Annotated in this window: 18 protein-coding genes; 10 read left to right on the forward strand and 8 right to left on the reverse strand. The window is 70.3% G+C overall.

What is annotated here, in order from left to right; genetic code table 11:
• The first annotated feature begins 17 nt into the window (after nucleotides 1–17).
• The 6 genes from ACWEMY_RS04530 to ACWEMY_RS04555 all read left to right on the forward strand — a co-directional run bounded on the left by ACWEMY_RS04530 (nucleotide 18) and on the right by ACWEMY_RS04555 (nucleotide 6,035).
• On the forward strand, nucleotides 18–1,229 hold the full coding sequence (locus tag ACWEMY_RS04530) for a pyridoxal phosphate-dependent aminotransferase (protein ID WP_452388870.1): 1,212 nt from the start codon (nucleotides 18–20) through the stop codon (nucleotides 1,227–1,229).
• A gap of 102 nt (nucleotides 1,230–1,331) precedes the next feature.
• Nucleotides 1,332–2,267: a TauD/TfdA dioxygenase family protein gene (locus ACWEMY_RS04535; RefSeq protein WP_452388871.1), complete on the forward strand. Its 936-nt coding sequence runs from the start codon at nucleotides 1,332–1,334 to the stop codon at nucleotides 2,265–2,267.
• A gap of 141 nt (nucleotides 2,268–2,408) precedes the next feature.
• Nucleotides 2,409–3,053, forward strand: a complete 645-nt coding sequence (locus ACWEMY_RS04540) for an ABC transporter permease (protein WP_452388872.1) — start codon at nucleotides 2,409–2,411, stop codon at nucleotides 3,051–3,053.
• Complete coding sequence (locus ACWEMY_RS04545; protein WP_452388873.1) at nucleotides 3,050–4,330, forward strand: ATP-binding cassette domain-containing protein; 1,281 nt, start codon at nucleotides 3,050–3,052, stop codon at nucleotides 4,328–4,330. The genes ACWEMY_RS04540 and ACWEMY_RS04545 overlap by 4 nt, the downstream gene beginning before the upstream one ends.
• Nucleotides 4,327–5,064, forward strand: coding sequence for an ABC transporter permease (locus tag ACWEMY_RS04550; protein WP_452388874.1), 738 nt, complete (start codon nucleotides 4,327–4,329; stop codon nucleotides 5,062–5,064). The genes ACWEMY_RS04545 and ACWEMY_RS04550 overlap by 4 nt, the downstream gene beginning before the upstream one ends.
• Nucleotides 5,061–6,035, forward strand: a complete 975-nt coding sequence (locus ACWEMY_RS04555) for a glycine betaine ABC transporter substrate-binding protein (RefSeq protein ID WP_452388875.1) — start codon at nucleotides 5,061–5,063, stop codon at nucleotides 6,033–6,035. The genes ACWEMY_RS04550 and ACWEMY_RS04555 overlap by 4 nt, the downstream gene beginning before the upstream one ends.
• A 4-nt stretch (nucleotides 6,036–6,039) precedes the next feature.
• Here ACWEMY_RS04555 and ACWEMY_RS04560 read toward each other — a convergent pair whose 3' ends face one another.
• Nucleotides 6,040–7,680: an FAD-dependent monooxygenase gene (locus ACWEMY_RS04560; protein WP_452388876.1), complete on the reverse strand. Its 1,641-nt coding sequence runs from the start codon at nucleotides 7,678–7,680 to the stop codon at nucleotides 6,040–6,042.
• 176 nt (nucleotides 7,681–7,856) lie between these two features.
• Here ACWEMY_RS04560 and ACWEMY_RS04565 point away from each other — a divergent pair, with 176 nt between their 5' ends.
• Nucleotides 7,857–9,140, forward strand: coding sequence for an oxygenase MpaB family protein (locus tag ACWEMY_RS04565; protein WP_452388877.1), 1,284 nt, complete (start codon nucleotides 7,857–7,859; stop codon nucleotides 9,138–9,140).
• An 8-nt stretch (nucleotides 9,141–9,148) separates the two neighbouring features.
• On the opposite strand, the gene ACWEMY_RS04570 is transcribed toward ACWEMY_RS04565, so the two are convergent.
• Nucleotides 9,149–9,766: a TetR/AcrR family transcriptional regulator gene (locus ACWEMY_RS04570; RefSeq protein WP_452388878.1), complete on the reverse strand. Its 618-nt coding sequence runs from the start codon at nucleotides 9,764–9,766 to the stop codon at nucleotides 9,149–9,151.
• A 47-nt stretch (nucleotides 9,767–9,813) separates the two neighbouring features.
• The gene (locus ACWEMY_RS04575) at nucleotides 9,814–10,959 is read right to left on the reverse strand and encodes an AI-2E family transporter (protein WP_375927704.1); all 1,146 of its coding nucleotides are present in this window, start codon (nucleotides 10,957–10,959) and stop codon (nucleotides 9,814–9,816) included.
• A 78-nt stretch (nucleotides 10,960–11,037) separates the two neighbouring features.
• Between ACWEMY_RS04575 and ACWEMY_RS04580 the strand changes: the two genes are divergently transcribed.
• Entirely contained in the window at nucleotides 11,038–11,883 is an 846-nt protein-coding gene (locus ACWEMY_RS04580; protein ID WP_452388879.1) for a class I SAM-dependent methyltransferase, read from the forward strand.
• A gap of 107 nt (nucleotides 11,884–11,990) precedes the next feature.
• The gene (locus ACWEMY_RS04585; RefSeq protein WP_452388880.1) at nucleotides 11,991–12,131 is read left to right on the forward strand and encodes a hypothetical protein; all 141 of its coding nucleotides are present in this window, start codon (nucleotides 11,991–11,993) and stop codon (nucleotides 12,129–12,131) included.
• A 3-nt stretch (nucleotides 12,132–12,134) separates the two neighbouring features.
• Here ACWEMY_RS04585 and ACWEMY_RS04590 read toward each other — a convergent pair whose 3' ends face one another.
• Complete coding sequence (locus ACWEMY_RS04590) at nucleotides 12,135–12,737, reverse strand: class I SAM-dependent methyltransferase (protein WP_452388881.1); 603 nt, start codon at nucleotides 12,735–12,737, stop codon at nucleotides 12,135–12,137.
• Between the two features lie 204 nt (nucleotides 12,738–12,941).
• On the opposite strand from ACWEMY_RS04590, the gene ACWEMY_RS04595 reads away from it, so the two are divergent.
• The gene (locus ACWEMY_RS04595; protein ID WP_452388882.1) at nucleotides 12,942–13,793 is read left to right on the forward strand and encodes an LLM class flavin-dependent oxidoreductase; all 852 of its coding nucleotides are present in this window, start codon (nucleotides 12,942–12,944) and stop codon (nucleotides 13,791–13,793) included.
• A gap of 6 nt (nucleotides 13,794–13,799) precedes the next feature.
• On the opposite strand, the gene ACWEMY_RS04600 is transcribed toward ACWEMY_RS04595, so the two are convergent.
• The 4 genes from ACWEMY_RS04600 to fadD11 form a co-directional block, all read right to left on the reverse strand.
• Complete coding sequence (locus ACWEMY_RS04600) at nucleotides 13,800–14,441, reverse strand: LuxR C-terminal-related transcriptional regulator (protein WP_375935201.1); 642 nt, start codon at nucleotides 14,439–14,441, stop codon at nucleotides 13,800–13,802.
• Nucleotides 14,442–14,458: 17 nt separating this feature from the next.
• A complete protein-coding gene (locus ACWEMY_RS04605) occupies nucleotides 14,459–15,859 on the reverse strand; it encodes a sensor histidine kinase (RefSeq protein ID WP_452388883.1) in 1,401 nt (466 codons plus the stop codon).
• A gap of 84 nt (nucleotides 15,860–15,943) precedes the next feature.
• Nucleotides 15,944–16,732, reverse strand: coding sequence for a GTP pyrophosphokinase (locus ACWEMY_RS04610; RefSeq protein WP_375927690.1), 789 nt, complete (start codon nucleotides 16,730–16,732; stop codon nucleotides 15,944–15,946).
• Between the two features lie 59 nt (nucleotides 16,733–16,791).
• A complete protein-coding gene (gene fadD11, locus ACWEMY_RS04615) occupies nucleotides 16,792–18,594 on the reverse strand; it encodes a fatty acid--CoA ligase FadD11 (RefSeq protein ID WP_452388884.1) in 1,803 nt (600 codons plus the stop codon).
• Nucleotides 18,595–18,666: the final 72 nt, after the last annotated feature.

Below are 18,666 nucleotides of genomic sequence, written 5' to 3' on the forward strand. Positions count from 1 at the left end.
GGTCCGGAGGGATGTTCATGCAGGTCAAGCAGTCCAGCAAGCTGTCGGGAGTGTCGTACGAGATCCGCGGCCCGGTCGCGGAGGAGGCCGCGCGACTCGAGGCCGAGGGGCATCACGTCGTCAAGCTCAACACCGGCAACCCGTTGATCTTCGGCTTCGACGCGCCCCCGGACCTGTTGCAGGACATGGTGCGCACGCTGCCGTCCTCCACCGGCTACACCTCCTCGAAGGGCCTGCTCTCGGCCCGCCGCGCGGTGGTGCAGTACTACCAGACCCTGGGTGTCCACGATGTCGACGTCGAGGAGGTCTTCCTGGGCAACGGTGTCTCCGAACTGATCATGATGGCGATGACCGCCCTGCTCGAGAACGGCGACGAGGTCCTCGTGCCCGCTCCGGACTTCCCGCTGTGGACCGCCGCGACCGCCCTCAACGGCGGCACCCCCGTGCACTACCTGTGCGACGAGGGCGCCGACTGGTACCCCGATCTGGCCGACATCACCGCCAAGATCACCGACCGCACCCGTGCGATCGTGCTGATCAACCCCAACAACCCAACCGGTGCGGTCTACCCGCCGCAGGTGCTGCGCGAGATCCTCGAGATCGCCCGCAGGCACAACCTCGTGGTCTTCGCCGACGAGATCTACGACAAGATCTACTACGACGATCTCGAGCACACCGCCGTCGCCTCGCTCGCCCCCGATCTGCTGTGCCTGACCTTCTCCGGCTTGTCCAAGAACTACCGCGCCGCCGGTCTGCGCTCGGGCTGGCTGGTGGTCTCCGGCCCCACCCGCCACGCCGCGAGCTACCTCGAGGGCCTGACCATGCTGGCCGGCCTGCGCCTGTGCGCGAACGTGCCCGCCCAGCAGGCGATCCAGGCCGCCCTCGGCGGACACCAGAGCATCTACGACCTCACCCTGCCCGGCGGCCGCCTGCGCGAACAGCGCGACCGCGCCTGGGAAGCGCTCAACAGCATCCCCGGCATCTCCTGCGTGAAACCCAAGGGCGCGCTCTACGCCTTCCCGCGCATCGACCTGGACATGTACCCCATCCACGACGACGAGAAATTCGTCCTCGACCTGCTCCTGCAGGAGAAACTCCACATCGTCCAGGGCACCGGCTTCAACTGGCCCCGCCCCGACCACTTCCGCATCGTCACCCTGCCCCACGCCGACGAACTCGAAGCCATCATCGAACGCATCGGCCGCTTCCTGGCCACCTACCGCCAGTAGCGGCCGGGGGTTCGGCTCACCCTGAATCCAATGATGGCCGGGGGTCGGCGCGGATGGTTTTCTGTGATCAGAAAGTCCTGGTTCGAGCGAAAGGCCCCCCGTATGTCTGTCGATGACACCGCTGTTCCCGGGACCGCCGTGCGGGTGGTCCGGCTGGGCGCGCACATCGGTGCGCGGATCGACGGCGTGCGGCTCGGCGGCGACCTCGACGCCGCGACCGTGGCCACCGTGCGGGCCGCGTTGCACGAGCACAAGGTGCTGTTCTTCCGCGGTCAGCACCACCTCACCGAGGACGGGCAGTACGAGTTCGCCCAGCTGCTCGGCACGCCGACCACCCCGCACCCCACCGTCACCTCCGCGGGCGCCAAGAGCCTGGCCATCGACTCGCATCAGACCCGCTCCAATGTCTGGCACACCGATGTCACCTTCGTGGACCGGGTGCCCAGCGCCTCGATCCTGCGCGCGGTCGCCCTGCCCAGCTACGGCGGTTCGACCACCTGGGCCTCGACGGTGGCCGCCTACGAGGCGCTGCCCGCGCCGCTCAAGCTGCTGGCCGAGAACCTGCGCGCCCGCCACACCAACCGCTACGACTACGCCGCCGACATCGAGGACCGTCCCGACGACAAGGACCGCGCCTACCGGCACGAGTTCGAGTCCACCTACTTCGAGACCGAGCACCCGGTGGTGGAGGTGCATCCGGAGACCGGCGAGCGCGCCTTGCTGCTGGGCTGCTTCGTCAAGGAGATCGCCGGTCTGTCCGGCAACGAGTCGCGCGCCCTGTTCCGGCTGTTCCAGGACCGGGTGACCCGCCTCGAACACACCACCCGCTGGGACTGGTCCCTCGGTGACGTCGCCATCTGGGACAACCGCGCCACCCAGCACTACGCCGTGGACGACTACGACGGCAGCGAGCACCGCAGGCTCACCCGCATCACCCTGGCCGGGCCGGTCCCGGTCGGGGTCGACGGCACACCGAGCACGGTGATCGCCGGCGACGCACAGTCCTATGTGCGCACCCCGCTGCCCCGCGCGGCCTAGGAATCGACCGCTACCGCAACACTTCCGGCACCGTGGTTCCCCGGCCGAGCGCACCGTATGGATTACCCTTCGACGACACGACCGTCCGGTGATCACGCGCGAACAGGTCTCCACCGGTCCGGCCCGACGAGGGGATTCGGCGTGAGTTTGTGGAACTATGTCCGGGGGCGCGGGGAGGTGCTGACGTTCCTCACCTACCAGCACGCGTCCCTGGCCTTCCAGACGGTGCTGGTGGGTACGGTGGTCGCGCTGCTCATCGCGTTCGCCGTGTATCGCCTGCCGCTGGGCTCGGCGCTCACGCTCACCTCGAGCCGTGTCGCGCTGACCATCCCGTCGCTGGCTCTGTTGGCCCTGCTGCTGGTGCCGTTCGGTCTCGGCGTCGTCCCGTCGTTCATCATGCTGGCGTTCTTCGCGGCGCTGCCGGTGATCGGCAACGCGATCGTCGGGCTGCGGTCGGTGCCCGCCACGGTGATCGAGTCCGCGCGCGGAATCGGGTTGCCGCGCTGGCGGATCCTGCTCACCGTCGAGTTCCCGATCGCCTGGCCGGTGATCCTCACCGGCATCCGGGTCTCCACCCAGATGATCGTCGGCGTGGCGGCCATCGTCGCCTATGTGCTCGGCCCCGGGCTCGGTTCGCTCATCTTCAACGGCCTGTCCCGCCTCGGTGGCGCCAACGCTCTCGAGATGGCGCTGACCGGCACCATTCTCATCGTCGTGATCGCGTTGGTGTTCGACGCGCTCCTCGTCCTGCTCGGACGCCTCACGATCGCCAAAGGACTGTCATGACCGATGTGACCAGCCAGCCCGCCCCGGCGGCACCGCAGCGCAATGTCACCGGCGCCTCGATCACCCTCGACGGTGTGGTCAAGCGCTACAAGGGCCAGGACAAGCCTGCGGTGCAGCGCCTGGACCTGGAGATCGACGCCGGGCACATCGTCGCCTTCGTCGGCCCCTCGGGCTGCGGCAAGACGACCACGCTCAAGATGATCAACCGGCTCATCGAGCCGACCGAGGGCCGGATCCTCATCGACGGCCGCGACGTCACCCGGGAGGACCCGGACAAGCTGCGCCAGTCGATCGGCTATGTCATCCAGTCCGGCGGCCTGTTCCCGCACTGGACGGTCGCCAAGAACATCGGCGCCATCCCGCGCGTGCTGGGCTGGGACAAGAAACGCATCGCCGAACGCACCGAGTACCTGCTGGATCTGGTGGGCCTTGACCCGGCGACCTTCGCCGACCGGCTGCCCAAGGACATGTCCGGCGGCCAGCAGCAGCGCGTCGGTGTGGCCCGCGCCCTGGCCGCCGACCCGCCGGTGCTGCTGATGGACGAACCGTTCGGCGCGGTCGACCCGATCACCCGGGTTCGCCTGCAGGACAGCCTGATCGCCATCCAGCACGAACTCGGCAAGACCATCGTCATCGTCACCCACGATTTCGAGGAGGCCACCAAACTCGGCGACAAGGTGCTCATCCTGTCCGAGGGCGGGCACGTCGAGCAGTACGCGCGCCCGGAAGAGATCCTCACCGATCCGGCGACGCCGTTCGTGGAGGAGTTCGTCGGCTCCGGCGCGAAACTGGCCTACCTCACCGTGTCCCGGGTGCGCGATGTCGACTACGACCCGGTCACCACCGCCCGCATCGGCGAATCGGCGCCCGCGGTGATCGAGCGCGCGAAGGCCGCCGGGCACACCTGGGTGGTGGTGGTCGACGCGGCCGGGCGGCCCCGCTCGTGGCCCTCGCTGACCGAGGTCGCCAGCAAGCCGGAGGTCTCGGACTACCTGGACCGCAGGCTGCCGGTGGTCGCCGAGTCCTCCACGCTCAACGACGCGCTCGACGCCATGCTGGCGGCCAGCCAGGGCGCCACCCTCGTCACCGACGGACGCGGTGCGGTGGTGGGGTCGCTGAGCATCGGCTCGGTGACCGACGTGATCCAGACGAAACTGGCCGAAGGGCACGCCGCCGAGAAGGAACCCTCCTACGAGACCTACGTGGACGGGTCCGATCCCACCCCGACCCCCGTCGTCGCGGCCGACGACGCACCCGGAACGGCCGAACCGTCGTGAACCGGCTGCGCCGCCTGCCGATCGACGTGTGGTTCGAGCCGATCATCATCGTGGTGATCGGCCTGGGCTACCTGTTCTGGTACCGGTCCACGACCTTCACCGCCACCGAACAGGCCTCCCTCGGCTGGGCCAACCTGCAGACCACCATCGTCGAGCACATCCGGCTGACCGTGGTCGCCACGTTCATCGTGGTCGTGGTGGCGATCCCGCTCGGCATCGCGCTGACCCGCCCGGCGCTGAAGCGCCTGGAACCGATCGCGGTGAACGTCGCCAATATCGGGCAGGCCGCGCCCGCGGTGGGTCTGCTGGTGCTGTTCACCTTCTGGCTCGGCACCGGATTCCGCACGGCGATCGTGGGTCTGGTGGTCTACGCCATCCTGCCGATCCTGCAGAACACCATCGTCGGCCTGCGCCAGGTCGACCAGCGCACCATCGAGGCCGCGCGCGGCATCGGCTTCTCGGCGACGCGCACGCTGGTGCAGGTCGAGCTGCCGCTGGCCGTGCCGGTGATCCTCAACGGCGTGCGGACCGCGCTGGTCATCCTGGTCGGTACCGCCACGCTGAGCACCTTCATCGGCGCCACCAGCCTGGGCACCCTGATCACCACCGGGGTCACCCTGTTCCTGCCCAAGTTGCTCATCTCCGGCGCGGTGCTGGTCGGCCTGCTGGCGTTGATCATCGATTGGCTGGGCCGGCTCGTGGAGCTGGCCGCGACCCCGCGAGGTATCGCATGAGGCGGGCACGGTTCGGCGCGGCGCTGGCCGCCACGATGACATTGCTGCTCGGCGGCTGCGGCCTGGTGAGTTCCTCGGGCACCTTCCACGACGCGAGCCTGCCCGGCGGGGAACGGCCCCTCGAGGGCGCCTCGCTGGTCGTCACCTCCAAGAGCTTCACCGAGGGTGTGCTGCTGGGCAAGATCACCGCGACCTACCTGGCCGCGGCGGGCGCCTCGGTCACCGACCTGACCGGTGCGCCGGGTTCGGCCTCCTCGCGGCAGGCCCAGCTCAACGGCGACGCCGACGTGCTCTGGGAGTACACGGGCACCGGCTGGGTCAACTACCACAACCAGACCGAGACCATCGCCGACCCGCAGGAACTGTGGCAGCGCGTGCACGACATCGAGAAGGCCGACTACGACCTGGAGTGGCTGCCCCCGGCCAACTTCAACGACACCTACGCCTTCGCGGCCTCGACCCCGACCGCCGAACGGCTGGGTGTGCGGACGCTGTCGGAGGCCGCCGCTTTGCCGGTGGCCGAGCGCACGTTCTGTGTCGACGACGAATTCTTCAGCCGCTCCGACGGTTTCATCCCCATGCTGGAGAAGTACGGCATCCCCTACAACACCCCGAACGGCGTGCCCACCGGCAATGTCACCCGGATGGACGCGGGCGTGGTCTACACGGCCACGGCCAAGAGTGAACCCTGCAACTTCGGCATGGTCTACACCACCGACGGCCGGGTGAAGAACCTGAATCTGACCGTGCTCGAGGACGATCGCAAGTTCTTCCTGCCCTACAGCGGCACCGCCGTGGTGCGCGGGGAGGTCATCGAAGCCCATCCGGAGCTGCGTACCCTGCTCGGCACCATCTCCGAACGCCTCACCGACGACCTCATGCAGGAACTCAACGGCCGTGTCGACATCGACGGCGAGGACCCCGCCGATGTCGCCTACGACTGGCTGCGCAGCGAGAACCTGATCGAATAGCCGTTCACGCCGTCCCCAGCACGGCCTCGGGGACCGGCGCGAAGATCGCCCCGAAGTAGGCGGTGAGCTCGGCCGTGTCGGCGGGGCAGGCCGTGTGGCCGAGGTAGCCGTCGGGCCGCACGAGGAACACCGCGCCCGGCCGAGCCCGGTACTGCCGGGCGAACTCGCCGTCGGTGTCCCGGATGATCGGCAGTGCGGTCGGCCCGATCGTGGTGTCCGGTGCGGCGACGAGATAGGTGTCGACGCGTCCCTCGGTGAGGGTCCGCAGGAACCGCGTGTGCCGCTCGATCGTGTCGAGTGCTGTTCCCTCGCAGGCGCCCTCGACATACCAGAGCGCGGTGTGGCCGGGGCCCGCGATCAGGGGGAGCAGGCGCAGCGGCGAACTCACCGCGTTGCGGGTGAGGCCGGTCGCGTCCGGGGCGCGGGTGCCCGGTGCGGGTTGCCCGGGCGCGGCGGTCACGATCGGGCTGTCGGCGTAGTCGATCAGCAGCTGGGCCTCGCGCAGCAGTACCCGGGTCGCGTCCGTCTCACCGGCGCCGATGCCCTCGCGCGCGTCGCGCACCGTGCGCCCGACGACGTCGGTGCCGACCGGTCTGCGTTCGGCGTCGTAGCTGGCCAGCAGGGTGGGACTCGCCGCCTCGGCGACCGCGAGCGCGAGTTTCCAGGCGAGATTGTGCGCGTCCTGGATGCCGGTGTTCATGCCCTGCGCCCCGGTCGGTGGGTGGATGTGTGCCGCGTCGCCTGCCACGAACACCCGTCCGCGGGAGTAGGTGTCGACGATGCGATGACTGATCCGGAACACCGAGGACCAGCGCAGGTGCGAGGCGGTCGTCGGCTCCGGGGCCAGCCGGTCCAGGACCGCCTGGATGGCGGCCAGATCGGGTGCGGTCCCGGCGCCGAAACCGTGTTCGACCCGGTCACCGCCCACGGCCGCCGAGATCTCGAGTTCCGGGGGCACCCGCATCGACACCCGGTAGCGGTGCTTGCCCGGCAGCGGGATGCATACCAGCACGTCGTCGGTGGCGCCGTCGGTGCGGTGCGTGGCCCGCACGGCGTATCCGCGCGGCTGCGTCCAGTCCAGTTCGACATCGCCGAGCATGTACTGCTCCTCGAACGCCGCGCCCTCGAAGCTCAGGCCGAGCGTCTTGCGGACGGTGCTGTGCGCGCCGTCGCAGCCCACCAGGTACCTGGCCCGGATCGTGTGCTCGCCGTCGGGTCCGGTGAGCACGGCGTGCACGCTGTCCTCGTCCTGGGTGAACCCGGTCAGCGCGACGCCCCGTTCGACGTGTGTTCCGCGGGTGGCCAGGTGCTCCCAGAGGATGCGTTCGGTCTCGTACTGGGGCAGCCCGACGAAACCGAACGGGATCTGCGGTGGCAGCGCCAGTTCCATCCGGCCCGCTTCGGCCCCGTCGACGTATACGAGCTGCCCGCGCAGCTGGATCGAGGCGTCGAGAACCGCCCGGAGTATCCCCATGGCCTCGAACAGTTCGAGGGTCCTGGGCTGGATGCCGACGGCCTTGGCGTAGCGCGGGGGATCGGCCTGCGCGTCGACGATCCGGCAGCGCACACCCCGGCGCACCAGTTCGGCGGCGGCCGCCGATCCCACCGGACCGGCCCCGACGATCAGCACATCGGTATCGAACATGCGACATCACCTCACGATGGAAGCCCCCGCCTCATGCTGTCCGCTGATCGTACGCCCACCCCCTTCTCCGGCGACTTCCATACTATTGGGTATGGGAGAATGTACTTCATAGTATGGTCGGGCGATCTGCCGCGATGTGCGCCAGACGCCGCGAATCTCCCGTCAGGAGGCCGACATTGGCCGATTCCGTCCGAGAACGAGCCCACGAGATCCCGGCCGCGGGGCCGTGTCCGTCGGCCTTCCGCTTCTGGCAGGCGCGGCGCGGTCCCGCGGTCCGTCGCGTCGAGCGGATCGTCACGGCGGTGACGCGCCGCCCGCTGTTCCCCGATGACGCACAGGCCGCCGCGCTGTGCGCGGACCTGTTCACCGGCGACCCGGTCGCGGAACGCTTCGTCGCCGAGGTGCTGCACGGCGAGATCGGGCCGACGGCCGGTCGCCGGATGCTGGAGACCGCCCTGGCCGACGGCATCGCGGCGGTGCCGGATGCCCCCGACGCGCTGCGTGCGCTGTTCGCCGAGTTCGAGACCGTCCCCGAGTGGGTCGTGCCCGAACTGGTGGAACAGGGCGCCGCGATCTGGCGGCGCTGGGGCACGATGCTGTTCAGCTTCGCCGGTGCCGAGACCCTCGAGATGTACACCGAGGCCGCGGTCGCCACCCCGCTGTCACTGGCGGGCGGCTACGCCGGAGACAGCGCACTGCGCCGCTTCCTGGAGACCACCCGCTTCTGGATGGACGTCTCCGCCCGCGACGCCCTGCTCACCCCCGGCTCGACCGGCCGGGCGACGGCGCTGAAGGTGCGGGTCATGCACGTCGCGGTGCGGGCCAAGGTCGCCGCGCATCCCGAATGGGACATCGACCGCTGGGGCCTGCCGATCAGCCAGACCTACCAGACGCTCACCCTGCTGGCCGGGAGCGTGACACCCGGCCTCGGCCTGTGGGCACTGGGCTACCAGACCACACCGTCGGAAATCCGTGCGCTGCTGCACTTCCAGAAATACCTCGGTCACCTGCTCGGCGTGCGCGTGCGCTGGTACCCGGAGACCGTCACCGACGCCCTGCGCATTCTCGCCATGACCATGGCGGCACGGTCCTACGACGCGGGACAGCACGGCACCGAACTCATCGAGTCCTACCCCGCGGCCTTCGCCCCCCGCGACGGCCACCGCGGCCTCACCCGCCTGCGCGAGCACTACAACTACCGCATCAACTCCGTCTACGCCGCCCTGTACATGACCCCCGGCACCCGCCGCCGCTACACCATGCCCCCCGCCTTCCCCTGGATCCTGATCCCCGTCCTGCGCTTCCCACTGATCACCGCCATGGAACTGGCCCGCCGCTCCTGCCCACCCTTCGCCCGCGCCCACGAATGCCTCATGCTCGCCCACCGCGAGAACTGGTACCGCACCCAGATGCACGGCCGCGAAGCCACTTTCGCCGCCACCGGAGCCCTACGCCGCTGAGCCGGGCGTCAGGCAGGGGGTTGTGGGGTGGTGATGAAGCGGAAGAACTCGTGGCGTTGGGTGGGGGTGGGGGTGGGGAGGTTCTGGTTGCCGTGGACGAAGCCGATGCCGGCGAAACACATCAGGGCCGCGCGCATCCGGGCCTGGTCGGGGGAGAGACCCAGCTCGGTCAGGGTGTCGGCGAGGGTGTGGAAGATCCGCTGGTCCAGGGCGCGGACCGCGTCGGCCACCTCGGGGCGGGTGCGGGCCCAGTCGCGGACGGCGAGTTCGATCTGCCAGACGCGCTCGCCGGTGAGCAGCTCACCCATGCGGGCCAGGCGCTGCTGCGGCGGGAGCTCGTCGAGCCCGCCGAAGCCGCGGGCCGCGTCGTTGCGATCGGCGCACCAGTTCCGGGCGGTGGTCTCCAGCAACTGATCGATACCGTCGAAATGCCAGTAGAAGCTGCCCTTGGTGACGCCGAGTTCGTCGCAGAGTCTGGCGATGGTGATCGCGGCGGCACCGTCGCGCAACAGCACGCGCAGGGCCGCGTCGGTCCAGTCGGTCACCCCGAGTCTGCGCGCCGCGCCGCGGGCCGAGGCCGCTTTGCGGGTGGACACCGGCGGGGCCGGTCGCGAGGTCTCGGTCATGCTCGTCTTTCCGTCGGCAGCACCGCCAGCCTAGCCGCCGGTGCGGGTCATTCCGGGGCGGGCGTCTTCGGGGGCCGGGTGCGCCGTGCCGTCGTCTGATCGATGCGCGGATCCTCGGTCACCGGATAGTGTTTGACGTACTCCGACAGGAACGCCTGCACGGTCGCGGTGGCCGGAATCGCCAGCAGCGCGCCGACCGGGCCGAGCAGCGCGCCACCGGCCAGCACCGCCAGCAGGGCGATCGCAGCGTTCACGTCGACGGTGCGGGCGGTGATGCGCGGCTGCAGCAGATAGTCCTGGACCCACTGGTAGACCACCGCGAACACGATGACCCACACCGCGTCCAGCGGATCCACAGTCAAGGCGACGAGCACCGGCAGGATCGCCGCGATATAGGTGCCGAAGGTCGGGATGAACGCGGAGACCACACCGAACCAGACGCCCAGCGCGATCGGGTTGGGCAGGTGCAGGATCGCCAGGAACGCCCCGTGCGCGATCGAGGAGATGATGGCCAGCAGCACCCGCGAGAACAGGTAGCCGCCGGTCTTGTCGATGGCCAGGTCCCAGGCGTGCAGGAAGGTCTCCTGCCGCGCGGGCGGCAGCAGCGAGCACATCGTGCGCCGCACCCGCGGCCCGCCCGCGGTGAGGTAGACGCTGAACAACGCGATGGTCAACAGCTGGACCAGCCCGCCCAGCACGGTCGTCGACACACCCCAGGCATTGTCGGCCGCGGTGCGCGCGTATCCCTCGATGAGGTCGGATTCGCGCAGCAGCCGCTGGCTCAGGTCGTGCATGGTGAACTGCTGGCCGAAGGTGCGGTTCACCCAGCGGATGCCGTCGTCGAGCAGGTGCGGTGTCTCGTGCGCCAGGTTCGTCGTGGTCTCCACCAGCAGCGTCACCAGCGCGGCGAGGAAACCGAGCACGCACAGGAAGGTGGCGACGAAGACCAGGCCGGTGGCGAGCCCGCGCGGCATCCCGCGCCGCGCCAGCAGCGCGACGGCCGGTTCCATCGCCAGCGAGACGAACAACGCCACCAGCAGGATGATCAGGATGCCGATCAGCCGGTGGAAGGCCCAGTCGGCCAGCAGGAACAGCCCGAAGAAGACCAGGCCGAGGATCATGGCCCGCGGCAGCCACGGCGGCATCCTGGGTGGGGTGCGCGCCGGTGGGGTGTCCGGGGAGTCGGTGTCCACGGCTCCCAGTGTCACCCCGGACCGGCCCGTGACCCGGTATCGACGCGGCCGCGCGCCCGGCTGGGTAGATTCACGGGCATGGAACCCGGCGCGCCCAGCCGCACCGCACTGGCCACGGCCTATGCGCGGGCCTATCACCAGGTCGTCGACGAGCCACGCGTGTTCACCGACCCGCTGGCCGAGCGCATTCTCGGTGTCACCGACGCCGAGCTGGCCACCCTGGGCACGGCGAGCCCGGACCATCCCGGCCACGCGGGCGCGAGTCATCGCCCGCGCAGGCTGTTCATCGCCGCGCGTGCGCGTTTCGCCGAGGACGCGATCCGTGACGCGGTCGCGGCCGGAACCCGGCAGGCGGTGATCCTGGGCGCGGGCCTGGACACCTTCGCCTGCCGCAACCCGTATCCGCGGCTGCGGGTGTTCGAGGTCGACCATCCCGGCACCCAGGCCTGGAAGCGCGACCGCCTCGCCGCCGCGGCCATCACCCCGCCCGACACCCTCACCTTCGCCCCCGTCGACTTCGAAACCGAAACCCTGGCAACCGGATTGGCGGCCGCGGGTTTCGACCGCTCGGCACCGGCGATCTTCGTCTGGCTCGGCGTGGTCGTCTACCTGACCAGCGCCGCCATCGACGCCACCCTCGACTACCTGGCCGGCCAGGCCACCCCCACCGACCTGGTCCTCGACTACGGCACCCCACCGGCGACCCCCGCCGACCACACCGCCCTGCGCGTGCGCGCCGCCCGCGTGGCCGCCCTCGGCGAGCCCTGGCTCAGCTACTTCACCCCCGCCGACATCACCGCCCGGCTCCGCCGCTACGGCTTCACCCACATCGAAGACCACCCCGCCCAGAACCTCATCACCACCTACACCTCCCTGCTCGACGTCACCTTCCCCGGCCCGCACCTCCTCCGCGCCACCCGCTGACTGGCCCGAGCATCTCCACACCGGGTTCCCCGGCGAGCGCGAGCACCTCCTCGATCGGGAAATCGCCCGCCGCGGCCCGCGCGGCCGCAGCCCGGGAGAACCCCTCCATGCCGACCGGTCGGGGCCGTGAGGTGGTGGCGATCGCGCAGGAACTCGTCCCGGCGATCGAGGCCGATGTGGCGGGGTTGATCGGCGTGGAGGGGCTCGATCGGCTGCGCGCCGACCTGCGCGCCATCATCGACGGCTGACGCTCAGTCCGGGCGGGAGAACACCGCGACCAGGAAGTCGGCGTCGTCGGTGAACGGGCGCAGATCCCACGTCGACAGCAGGACGTCGGCGCGCAGACCCGCCGCGGCGGCGTCGGCGAGGAATTCCGGGAAGGCATAGCCGCGGTCGGCGCCGAAGCCGGTGACGACGCGGCCCGCCGGGGCGAGGTGACGGGCGAAACCGGCGAGCACCGCGGCGCGGGTCGACGGCGCGACGAAGGTGAGCACATTGCCCGCGCACACGATGGCGTCGAAACCCGCACCGGGCAGGTCCAATTCGGCCAGGTCGCCGACCAGCCAGGTGGGGCCGGGATGATCCGCGCGCGCCGCCTCGATCAGCACCGGGTCGATGTCGACGCCGACCACCTCGTGCCCGGCCCCGTGCAGATAGCCACCGATGCGGCCCGGCCCGCAGCCCGCGTCGAGCACCCGGCTGCCGCGCGCCAGCATGGCGTCGACCAGCCGCGCCTCGCCGACGATGTCCTGGCCCTGGGCGGCCAGCGCCCGGAATCGTTCCACGTACCAGGTGGAATGGTTCGGGTCGGCGGCGGTGAGTTCCTCCCAGCCGCTCGGTGTGCGCTCGCCCATCTCATGTCCTCCTTCGCCGGTTCCCCGGGCCCACCCTAGAGGCGCGCCGCACGGGTTGCCGCGTTCCGGCGCGATCGGTTACGGTGGCGGCAATCCGAAGGCGCTCTCCAGGAAACATCGTCGCAGAGTGGGAGCCCCGCCTCAGCAGAGCAGGCGTGGAGTGGGCGGCACGACAACGCACGCCCCTGTCCTCTGGAGGATTCCATGTCTTTGCCTGTCGGTCTCGGCCTGCCCATCGCCGATCCCCGTACCCTGCCCGAGTGGGCCCGGCGCGCCGACGCGGCCGGGTTCTCGACACTCGGTCTGCTCGATCGCGTCGTCTACGACAATCCCGAACCGCTGGTCACCCTGGCTGTGCTCGCGGGAATCACCACCCGCATCCGTTTGCAGACCGAGGTGCTCATCGCCCCGCTGCGTGATCCGGCCCTGCTCGCCAAACAGGCCGCCACCCTGGACCTGCTCTCCGGCGGGCGTTTCGCTCTCGGCCTCGGAGTCGGCGGTCGCGAGGACGACCACGAGGCCACCGGCACCGAGCTGCGCACCCGCGGCAGGCGCCTCGACGAGCAGCTCGGCGTCCTGCGGCGCGTGTGGGCGGGCGAGCCGTTCAGCCCGACGTGCGGTCCCATCGGCCCGGCACCGACCGTGCCCGGCGGCCCCGAACTGCTCTTCGGCGGCTTCCAACCGGCCGCCATCGACCGCGTCGGACGCTGGGGCGGCGGCTTCCTCGCGGCCGCCGCGCCGTCCTGGGCGGGCGGTCTGTTCGATCTGGCCCGGCGCTCCTGGAGCGATCACGGCCGACCCGGCGCCCCGCGGATCGTCGCCCAGATGAACGCCGTGCTGGGCCCGCAGCCCCTGATCGACCAGGCGCGCACCGCGATCCTCGACTACTACGAGTTCAGCGGCCGCGCCGCCTACATGGCCGAGGGCCTGCTCACCACCCCCGAGCAGATCCGTTCCGGCATAAGGCAGTTCGAGGACCTCGGCGCCGACGAGATCATCCTGTACTGCTACGGCACCGACCCCGATCAGGTCGACCGCTTCGCCGAATTCCGCTGACCGGCGTCACCCTCTGAGACGCAGCACCGCGAGCACCCGGCGGTGATGGGTCTCGGAGGGTGGCAGGTCGAGCTTGGCGAAGATATTGCCGATGTGCTTCTCCACCGCCCGCTCGGTGACCGAGAGCGCGGCAGCGAGGGCGCTGTTGGTGAGCCCCTGGGCCATCAGTTCCAGCACTTCGCGCTCGCGCGGGGTGAGCCGCGCGAGCGAATCCTGTTGCCGGGACGCGCCCATGAGCTGACTCACCACCTCCGGATCGAGCGCGGTGCCGCCGGTGGCGACGCGTTGCAGCGCGTCGACGAAATCGCGCACGTCGGCGACCCGGTCCTTGAGCAGGTAGCCGACCCCGGCCGCGCCACCGGCGAGAAGTTCGGTCGCGTACCGGGTTTCGATCCACTGCGAGAACACGAGCACGCCGGTGAGCGGATACTTGCGGCGCAGTTCGATGGCGGCCAGCAGGCCCTCGTCGGTGAAGGTCGGCGGCATCCGCACGTCCACCACCGCGACATCGGGCGCGTGCGTGCCGACCACCTCGCTCAGGGTCGTCGCGTCGCCGACCATGGCCACCACCTCGTGCCCGCGTTCGGTGAGCAGCCCGGCCAGCCCGTCGCGCAGGATGGCGCTGTCCTCGGCGATCACCACCCGCAGTGGGTGGTCGGCGGCGGTCACTGCGGGCCCGCCGTCGGCAGCAGCAGGGTGACCACGGTGGGTCCACCCGCCGGGCTGCGCACGCTCAGCGAGCCGTCGACGGCCGCGGCCCTGGCGGCGAGACCGGCGAGGCCACTGCCGTCCGAGGTCGCCGTGCCGGGGTCGGGAACACCACCGATGCCGTTGTCGCGCACGGTGACCGCGAGGGTGCGGATGCTGTCGGGCAACACCGAGACCTCCGCGCGGCTCGCGTGCGCGTGCTTCACCACATTGGTCAGCAGCTCGGCAACCGAGAAGTAGGCGATGGCCTCGATGGCCGGGCTCGGGCGTTTCGGTAGCTGCACCCGCAGCGTCACCGGGACCGCGCACCGGGCGGTGAGCGTCTCCAGCGCGGGGCCCAGGCCCAGTTCCAGGGCGGGCGGGTGGATGCCGCGGACCAGTTCGCGCAGCTCGGTCAGCGCCTCCTTGGACGAGGCGTGCGCGTCGGCGATCAGATCGCGCGCGTCACCGCCAGCCGCCATGCGCTCCTCGGCCCGGCCCAGGGCCATCGCGATGGTGACCAGCCGCGCCTGGGTGCCGTCGTGCAGGTCGCGTTCCACCCGGCGCAGCGTGGCGGTCGCGTCGTCGACGGCGGCACGGCGGCTGGCCCGCAGTTCGGCGAGCTGGTGGTCGCGGGCGGTCGCGGCCAGCAGGTGCACGGTCAGCAACCGGTGCAGCCAGCACACGCTGCGGATCAGCCACGGCAGCGCGAAGCACAGCACGATGCCCGCCGCGGAGAAGGCCAGCGCGCGCGGCCAGGTGTCGACGTAGAACGATCCGAGCTGGAAGAGACTGTGGTGCTCGACGCCGTTCTCGTCGACCTGCACCGGGTCGACCAGCGCCCACGGGATCACCGAGATCGCCGTGAAGCCCACCATGGCGATCACCGTGAGCACCACATACCCGACGCCGACGCCGAGCACGGCCTGCGCGAGCAGGAACAGTGTGGCCCGCCAGCTCGCCCGGTCGGTGAACGCGCTCTGCAGGAAACCGAACAAGCCAGGCTTGCGCGCGAAGTCCGGCGGCGCCTCGACCGGGGTGCCGAGCAGTTCCCGGCCGAGCACCCGGTAGAGACGTCCCCAGATCCGGCCGCCGAGCAGGATCAGCGCGAGCAGCGGGATGCCGATCAGGAAGATCGACGCGTAGAGCCCACCGCCGAAGCCGAAGAACAGGTAGCACACGGCCGCGCAGCCGAGCACGAACGCCAGGATCAGGTAGGCGAATTCCTTCCAGGTCCTGGCCCGGAACGGGGCGCGCAGCACGGCGACGACCGCATCGCGCACCCCGCTGCGACGTTGCGGCGGTGGAGCGGGGATCACGACGGTCGGTGCGTCGGCGGTGTCGAGGACCAGGGTCGGCTCGGCGGGTGTGTCGGTCATGAGATCCATGGTTGTCGGCGCGCGGTGCGGATTCGAGGGAGCTGTCCGCCGAATCCGTGGTGTGGCTGGCCACACCCGCACCGCTCAGCCCGGCATATCGCGCGGCCTGCGCCGGCCGGACTGGTCGGCGAGCAGATCCTGGTAGAGGATGCTCAGGTCGACGGAGTCGGCGGTGTCCTTGCGGGCGTGCGCGCCGCGGTCGACCTGACGGTGCAGGGCCTCCATGGTCTCGTCGAGCTGGGTGGCGACCTCGGCGGCCTGGGCCAGATCGCTGCGCAGGTTCGGGGGCACCTCACCGCGGTACTTGTAGTAGATCTTGTGCTCGAGGCTGGCCCAGAAATCCATCGCGATGGTGCGGATCTGGATCTCGACCGGGATCTGCTCGGTGCGGTCGGAACGGAACACCGGGATCGAGACGATCAGGTGCAGGCTCTGATACCCGTTGGGTTTGCGGTGGGTGATGTAGTCGCGTTCCTCGAGCACGGTGATGTCCTGCTGACCGGCCAGCATGTCCCGGATGACGCCGATATCGGAGATGAAGCTGCACACCACCCGCACCCCGGCGATGTCGAGCACGTTCTCCCGGATGGCGGCCAGGTTCATCGCGTAGTTCTTGCGCCGGATCTTCTCCAGCACGCTCTCGGGCGATTTGAGCCGCGAGCCGACGTGCTCGATGGGGTTGTACTCGTGGGTGTTGTTGAAGTCCTCGCGCAGGATGTTGATCTTGGTCGTCACCTCGTCGATGGCGAACTTGTAGCCGAGCATGAAATCGACGAACTGCGCGCGCAGCTCCCGGAGATCGTCGACGGCGACCTGCTCACCGTGACCGAGCAGATCGTCGTCGGGCGTGTGGTCCAGCTGCCAGGGCTTCATCGACCTCCATTGTGCCCGGTCCGCGGCAGTGCTCTCCCGACCGGGCTGTCGAGCCCCGGTCAGCCGGGCTGGCCGAGGTCGATGACGGTCGCGGGCGGGGTGTGGGCGTAGAGCTCGTCGATCTGCGCGGCGTATTTCTCGGCGATCACCCGGCGCTTGAGTTTGAGGGTGAGGGTCACCTCGTCGCCGCCGGCTTCCCAGAACTCCGGCAGGACGCGGACGCGCTTGATCTGCTCGACCCGCGACAGCGCGGCATTGCCCGCGAGGACGCCGGACCGGATGGCGGCGCGTACGCCCGGATCGACCGCCAGCGCCGCCGCGGAGGCGTCGGCCAGGCCGTGCGCGCGGGCGTAGGGTTCGGCGGATTCGGCGTCGAGGACGACGAGCGCGGTGTTGTAGGCCCTGCCGTCGCCGATGACGGCCATCGTGCCGATCAGCGGGGTGGCGGCCTTGACGGCGTTCTCGATGGTGGTCGGCGACATGTTCTTGCCCGCCGCGTTGATGATCATCTCCTTCTTGCGATCCACCACCCGCAGGTACCCGGACTCGTCGACGCGGACGATGTCGCCGGTGTGCAGCCAGCCCTCGGGGTCGATCGTCTCGGCGGTCTGCTCGGGTCTGCCGCGATACCCCTTCATCACCAGCGGTCCCCGCACGAGCAGCTCGCCGTCGGCGGCCACCCGCGATTCCATGCCGGGCAGCAGTTTCCCGACGGTACCGAGCACGGCGTCGCGCGGATGGCTGACGCTGCAGATGCACGCCAGCTCCGACATCCCCCAGATCTCGGCGATCGGGAGGCCGAGCCCGGCGAAGAATCCCAGCGTGCGCGGCGGGATCGGGGCCGCGCCCGACAGCGCCCAGCGCACCCGGTCCAGACCGAGGGCGGCCCGCAGCTTGCCGAGGACGAGTTCGTCGGCGGTGGCCCATTCGGCGGCGAGTTCGTCGGGCACCGGCTCGCCCGCGAGCTGGTGTTCGCTGCGTCGCTCGGCCACCGACAGCGCCCAGCGCAGGGCCTGGCGGCGGGTCTCGTCGGGCTCGGCCGCGACCTTGAATTCGATGGCGGCCATGAGCTTCTCCCACACCCGGGGTACCGCGCCCCACACCGTCGGGCGCAGGTCCACCAGCGCGGCCGCGATCCGCGTGGGATCGGCGACGCAGGTCACCTGGGTGCCGAGAACTTCCTGCACGTAGAGGGCGGTGAGCCGGTCGGCGATGTGGGCGGTGGGCATGAACGAGGTGATGGTGTCACCGAATTCGATGCCGAGCACCTCGGCGATGCCGTGGACCTGGAACAGCAGGGCGGCATGGGTGGTCTCCACACCCTTGGGCGCGCCGGTGGTGCCGGAGGTGTAGATGAGGGTGGCCACATCGCCGGGGCGCACGGCCTGCCAGGTGGCGTCGAAATCGAAGCCGGCGGGGGCGGCGGCGAGCAGTTCGGCCACCGACAGCGTGCCCTCGGGCGCGTCGTCGACACAGACGATGTGCTCGACCTCCGCGCCCACGGCGGCGACGGCTTTCGCGTATTGCGGTTCGCAGATCACCACGCGCGCACCGGCATCGGTGAGCACGTGGGCGAGCTGGTCGGGGGACAGCGTGTTGTACACCGAGAACGCGGTGGCGCCGAGGTGCTGGGCCCCGACCTCCAGGGGATAGAACTCCACCCGGTTGCTCATCATCAGTGCCACGGTGTCGCCGTGACGCACACCGAGCCCGGCCAGACCGGCGGCCACGGCACGGACCTGTTCGGCGTAGTCGGCCCAGGTCAGGGTCTGGGTGTCGCCCGGGGTACGCAGGGCGACGGCGGAGGGGTCGATGGTGGCCGTGTGCTGGAAGGCGGCGGGCAGGGTGGCGAAACGGGACATGCTCACGAGGCGAGGGCTTTCTGGTTCAGGCCCGCGGTGACGGGGCCGAGATGATCGAGGACGAGAAGGCCC

The sequence above is a fragment of the Nocardia sp. NPDC004415 genome, from assembly GCF_053602435.1.

Bases quoted from the DNA above. Each gene is read 5' to 3' on its own strand.
- ACWEMY_RS04530 (WP_452388870.1), top strand. From the start codon at position 18: ATGCAGGTCAAGCAGTCCAGCAAGCTGTCGGGAGTGTCGTACGAGATC.
- ACWEMY_RS04535 (WP_452388871.1), top strand. From the start codon at position 1,332: ATGTCTGTCGATGACACCGCTGTTCCCGGGACCGCCGTGCGGGTGGTC.
- ACWEMY_RS04545 (WP_452388873.1), top strand. From the start codon at position 3,050: ATGACCGATGTGACCAGCCAGCCCGCCCCGGCGGCACCGCAGCGCAAT.
- ACWEMY_RS04555 (WP_452388875.1), top strand. From the start codon at position 5,061: ATGAGGCGGGCACGGTTCGGCGCGGCGCTGGCCGCCACGATGACATTG.
- ACWEMY_RS04560 (WP_452388876.1), bottom strand. From the start codon at position 7,680: ATGTTCGATACCGATGTGCTGATCGTCGGGGCCGGTCCGGTGGGATCG.
- ACWEMY_RS04570 (WP_452388878.1), bottom strand. From the start codon at position 9,766: ATGACCGAGACCTCGCGACCGGCCCCGCCGGTGTCCACCCGCAAAGCG.
- ACWEMY_RS04580 (WP_452388879.1), top strand. From the start codon at position 11,038: ATGGAACCCGGCGCGCCCAGCCGCACCGCACTGGCCACGGCCTATGCG.
- ACWEMY_RS04585 (WP_452388880.1), top strand. From the start codon at position 11,991: ATGCCGACCGGTCGGGGCCGTGAGGTGGTGGCGATCGCGCAGGAACTC.
- ACWEMY_RS04590 (WP_452388881.1), bottom strand. From the start codon at position 12,737: ATGGGCGAGCGCACACCGAGCGGCTGGGAGGAACTCACCGCCGCCGAC.
- ACWEMY_RS04595 (WP_452388882.1), top strand. From the start codon at position 12,942: ATGTCTTTGCCTGTCGGTCTCGGCCTGCCCATCGCCGATCCCCGTACC.
- ACWEMY_RS04605 (WP_452388883.1), bottom strand. From the start codon at position 15,859: ATGACCGACACACCCGCCGAGCCGACCCTGGTCCTCGACACCGCCGAC.
- ACWEMY_RS04610 (WP_375927690.1), bottom strand. From the start codon at position 16,732: ATGAAGCCCTGGCAGCTGGACCACACGCCCGACGACGATCTGCTCGGT.
- fadD11 (WP_452388884.1), bottom strand. From the start codon at position 18,594: ATGTCCCGTTTCGCCACCCTGCCCGCCGCCTTCCAGCACACGGCCACC.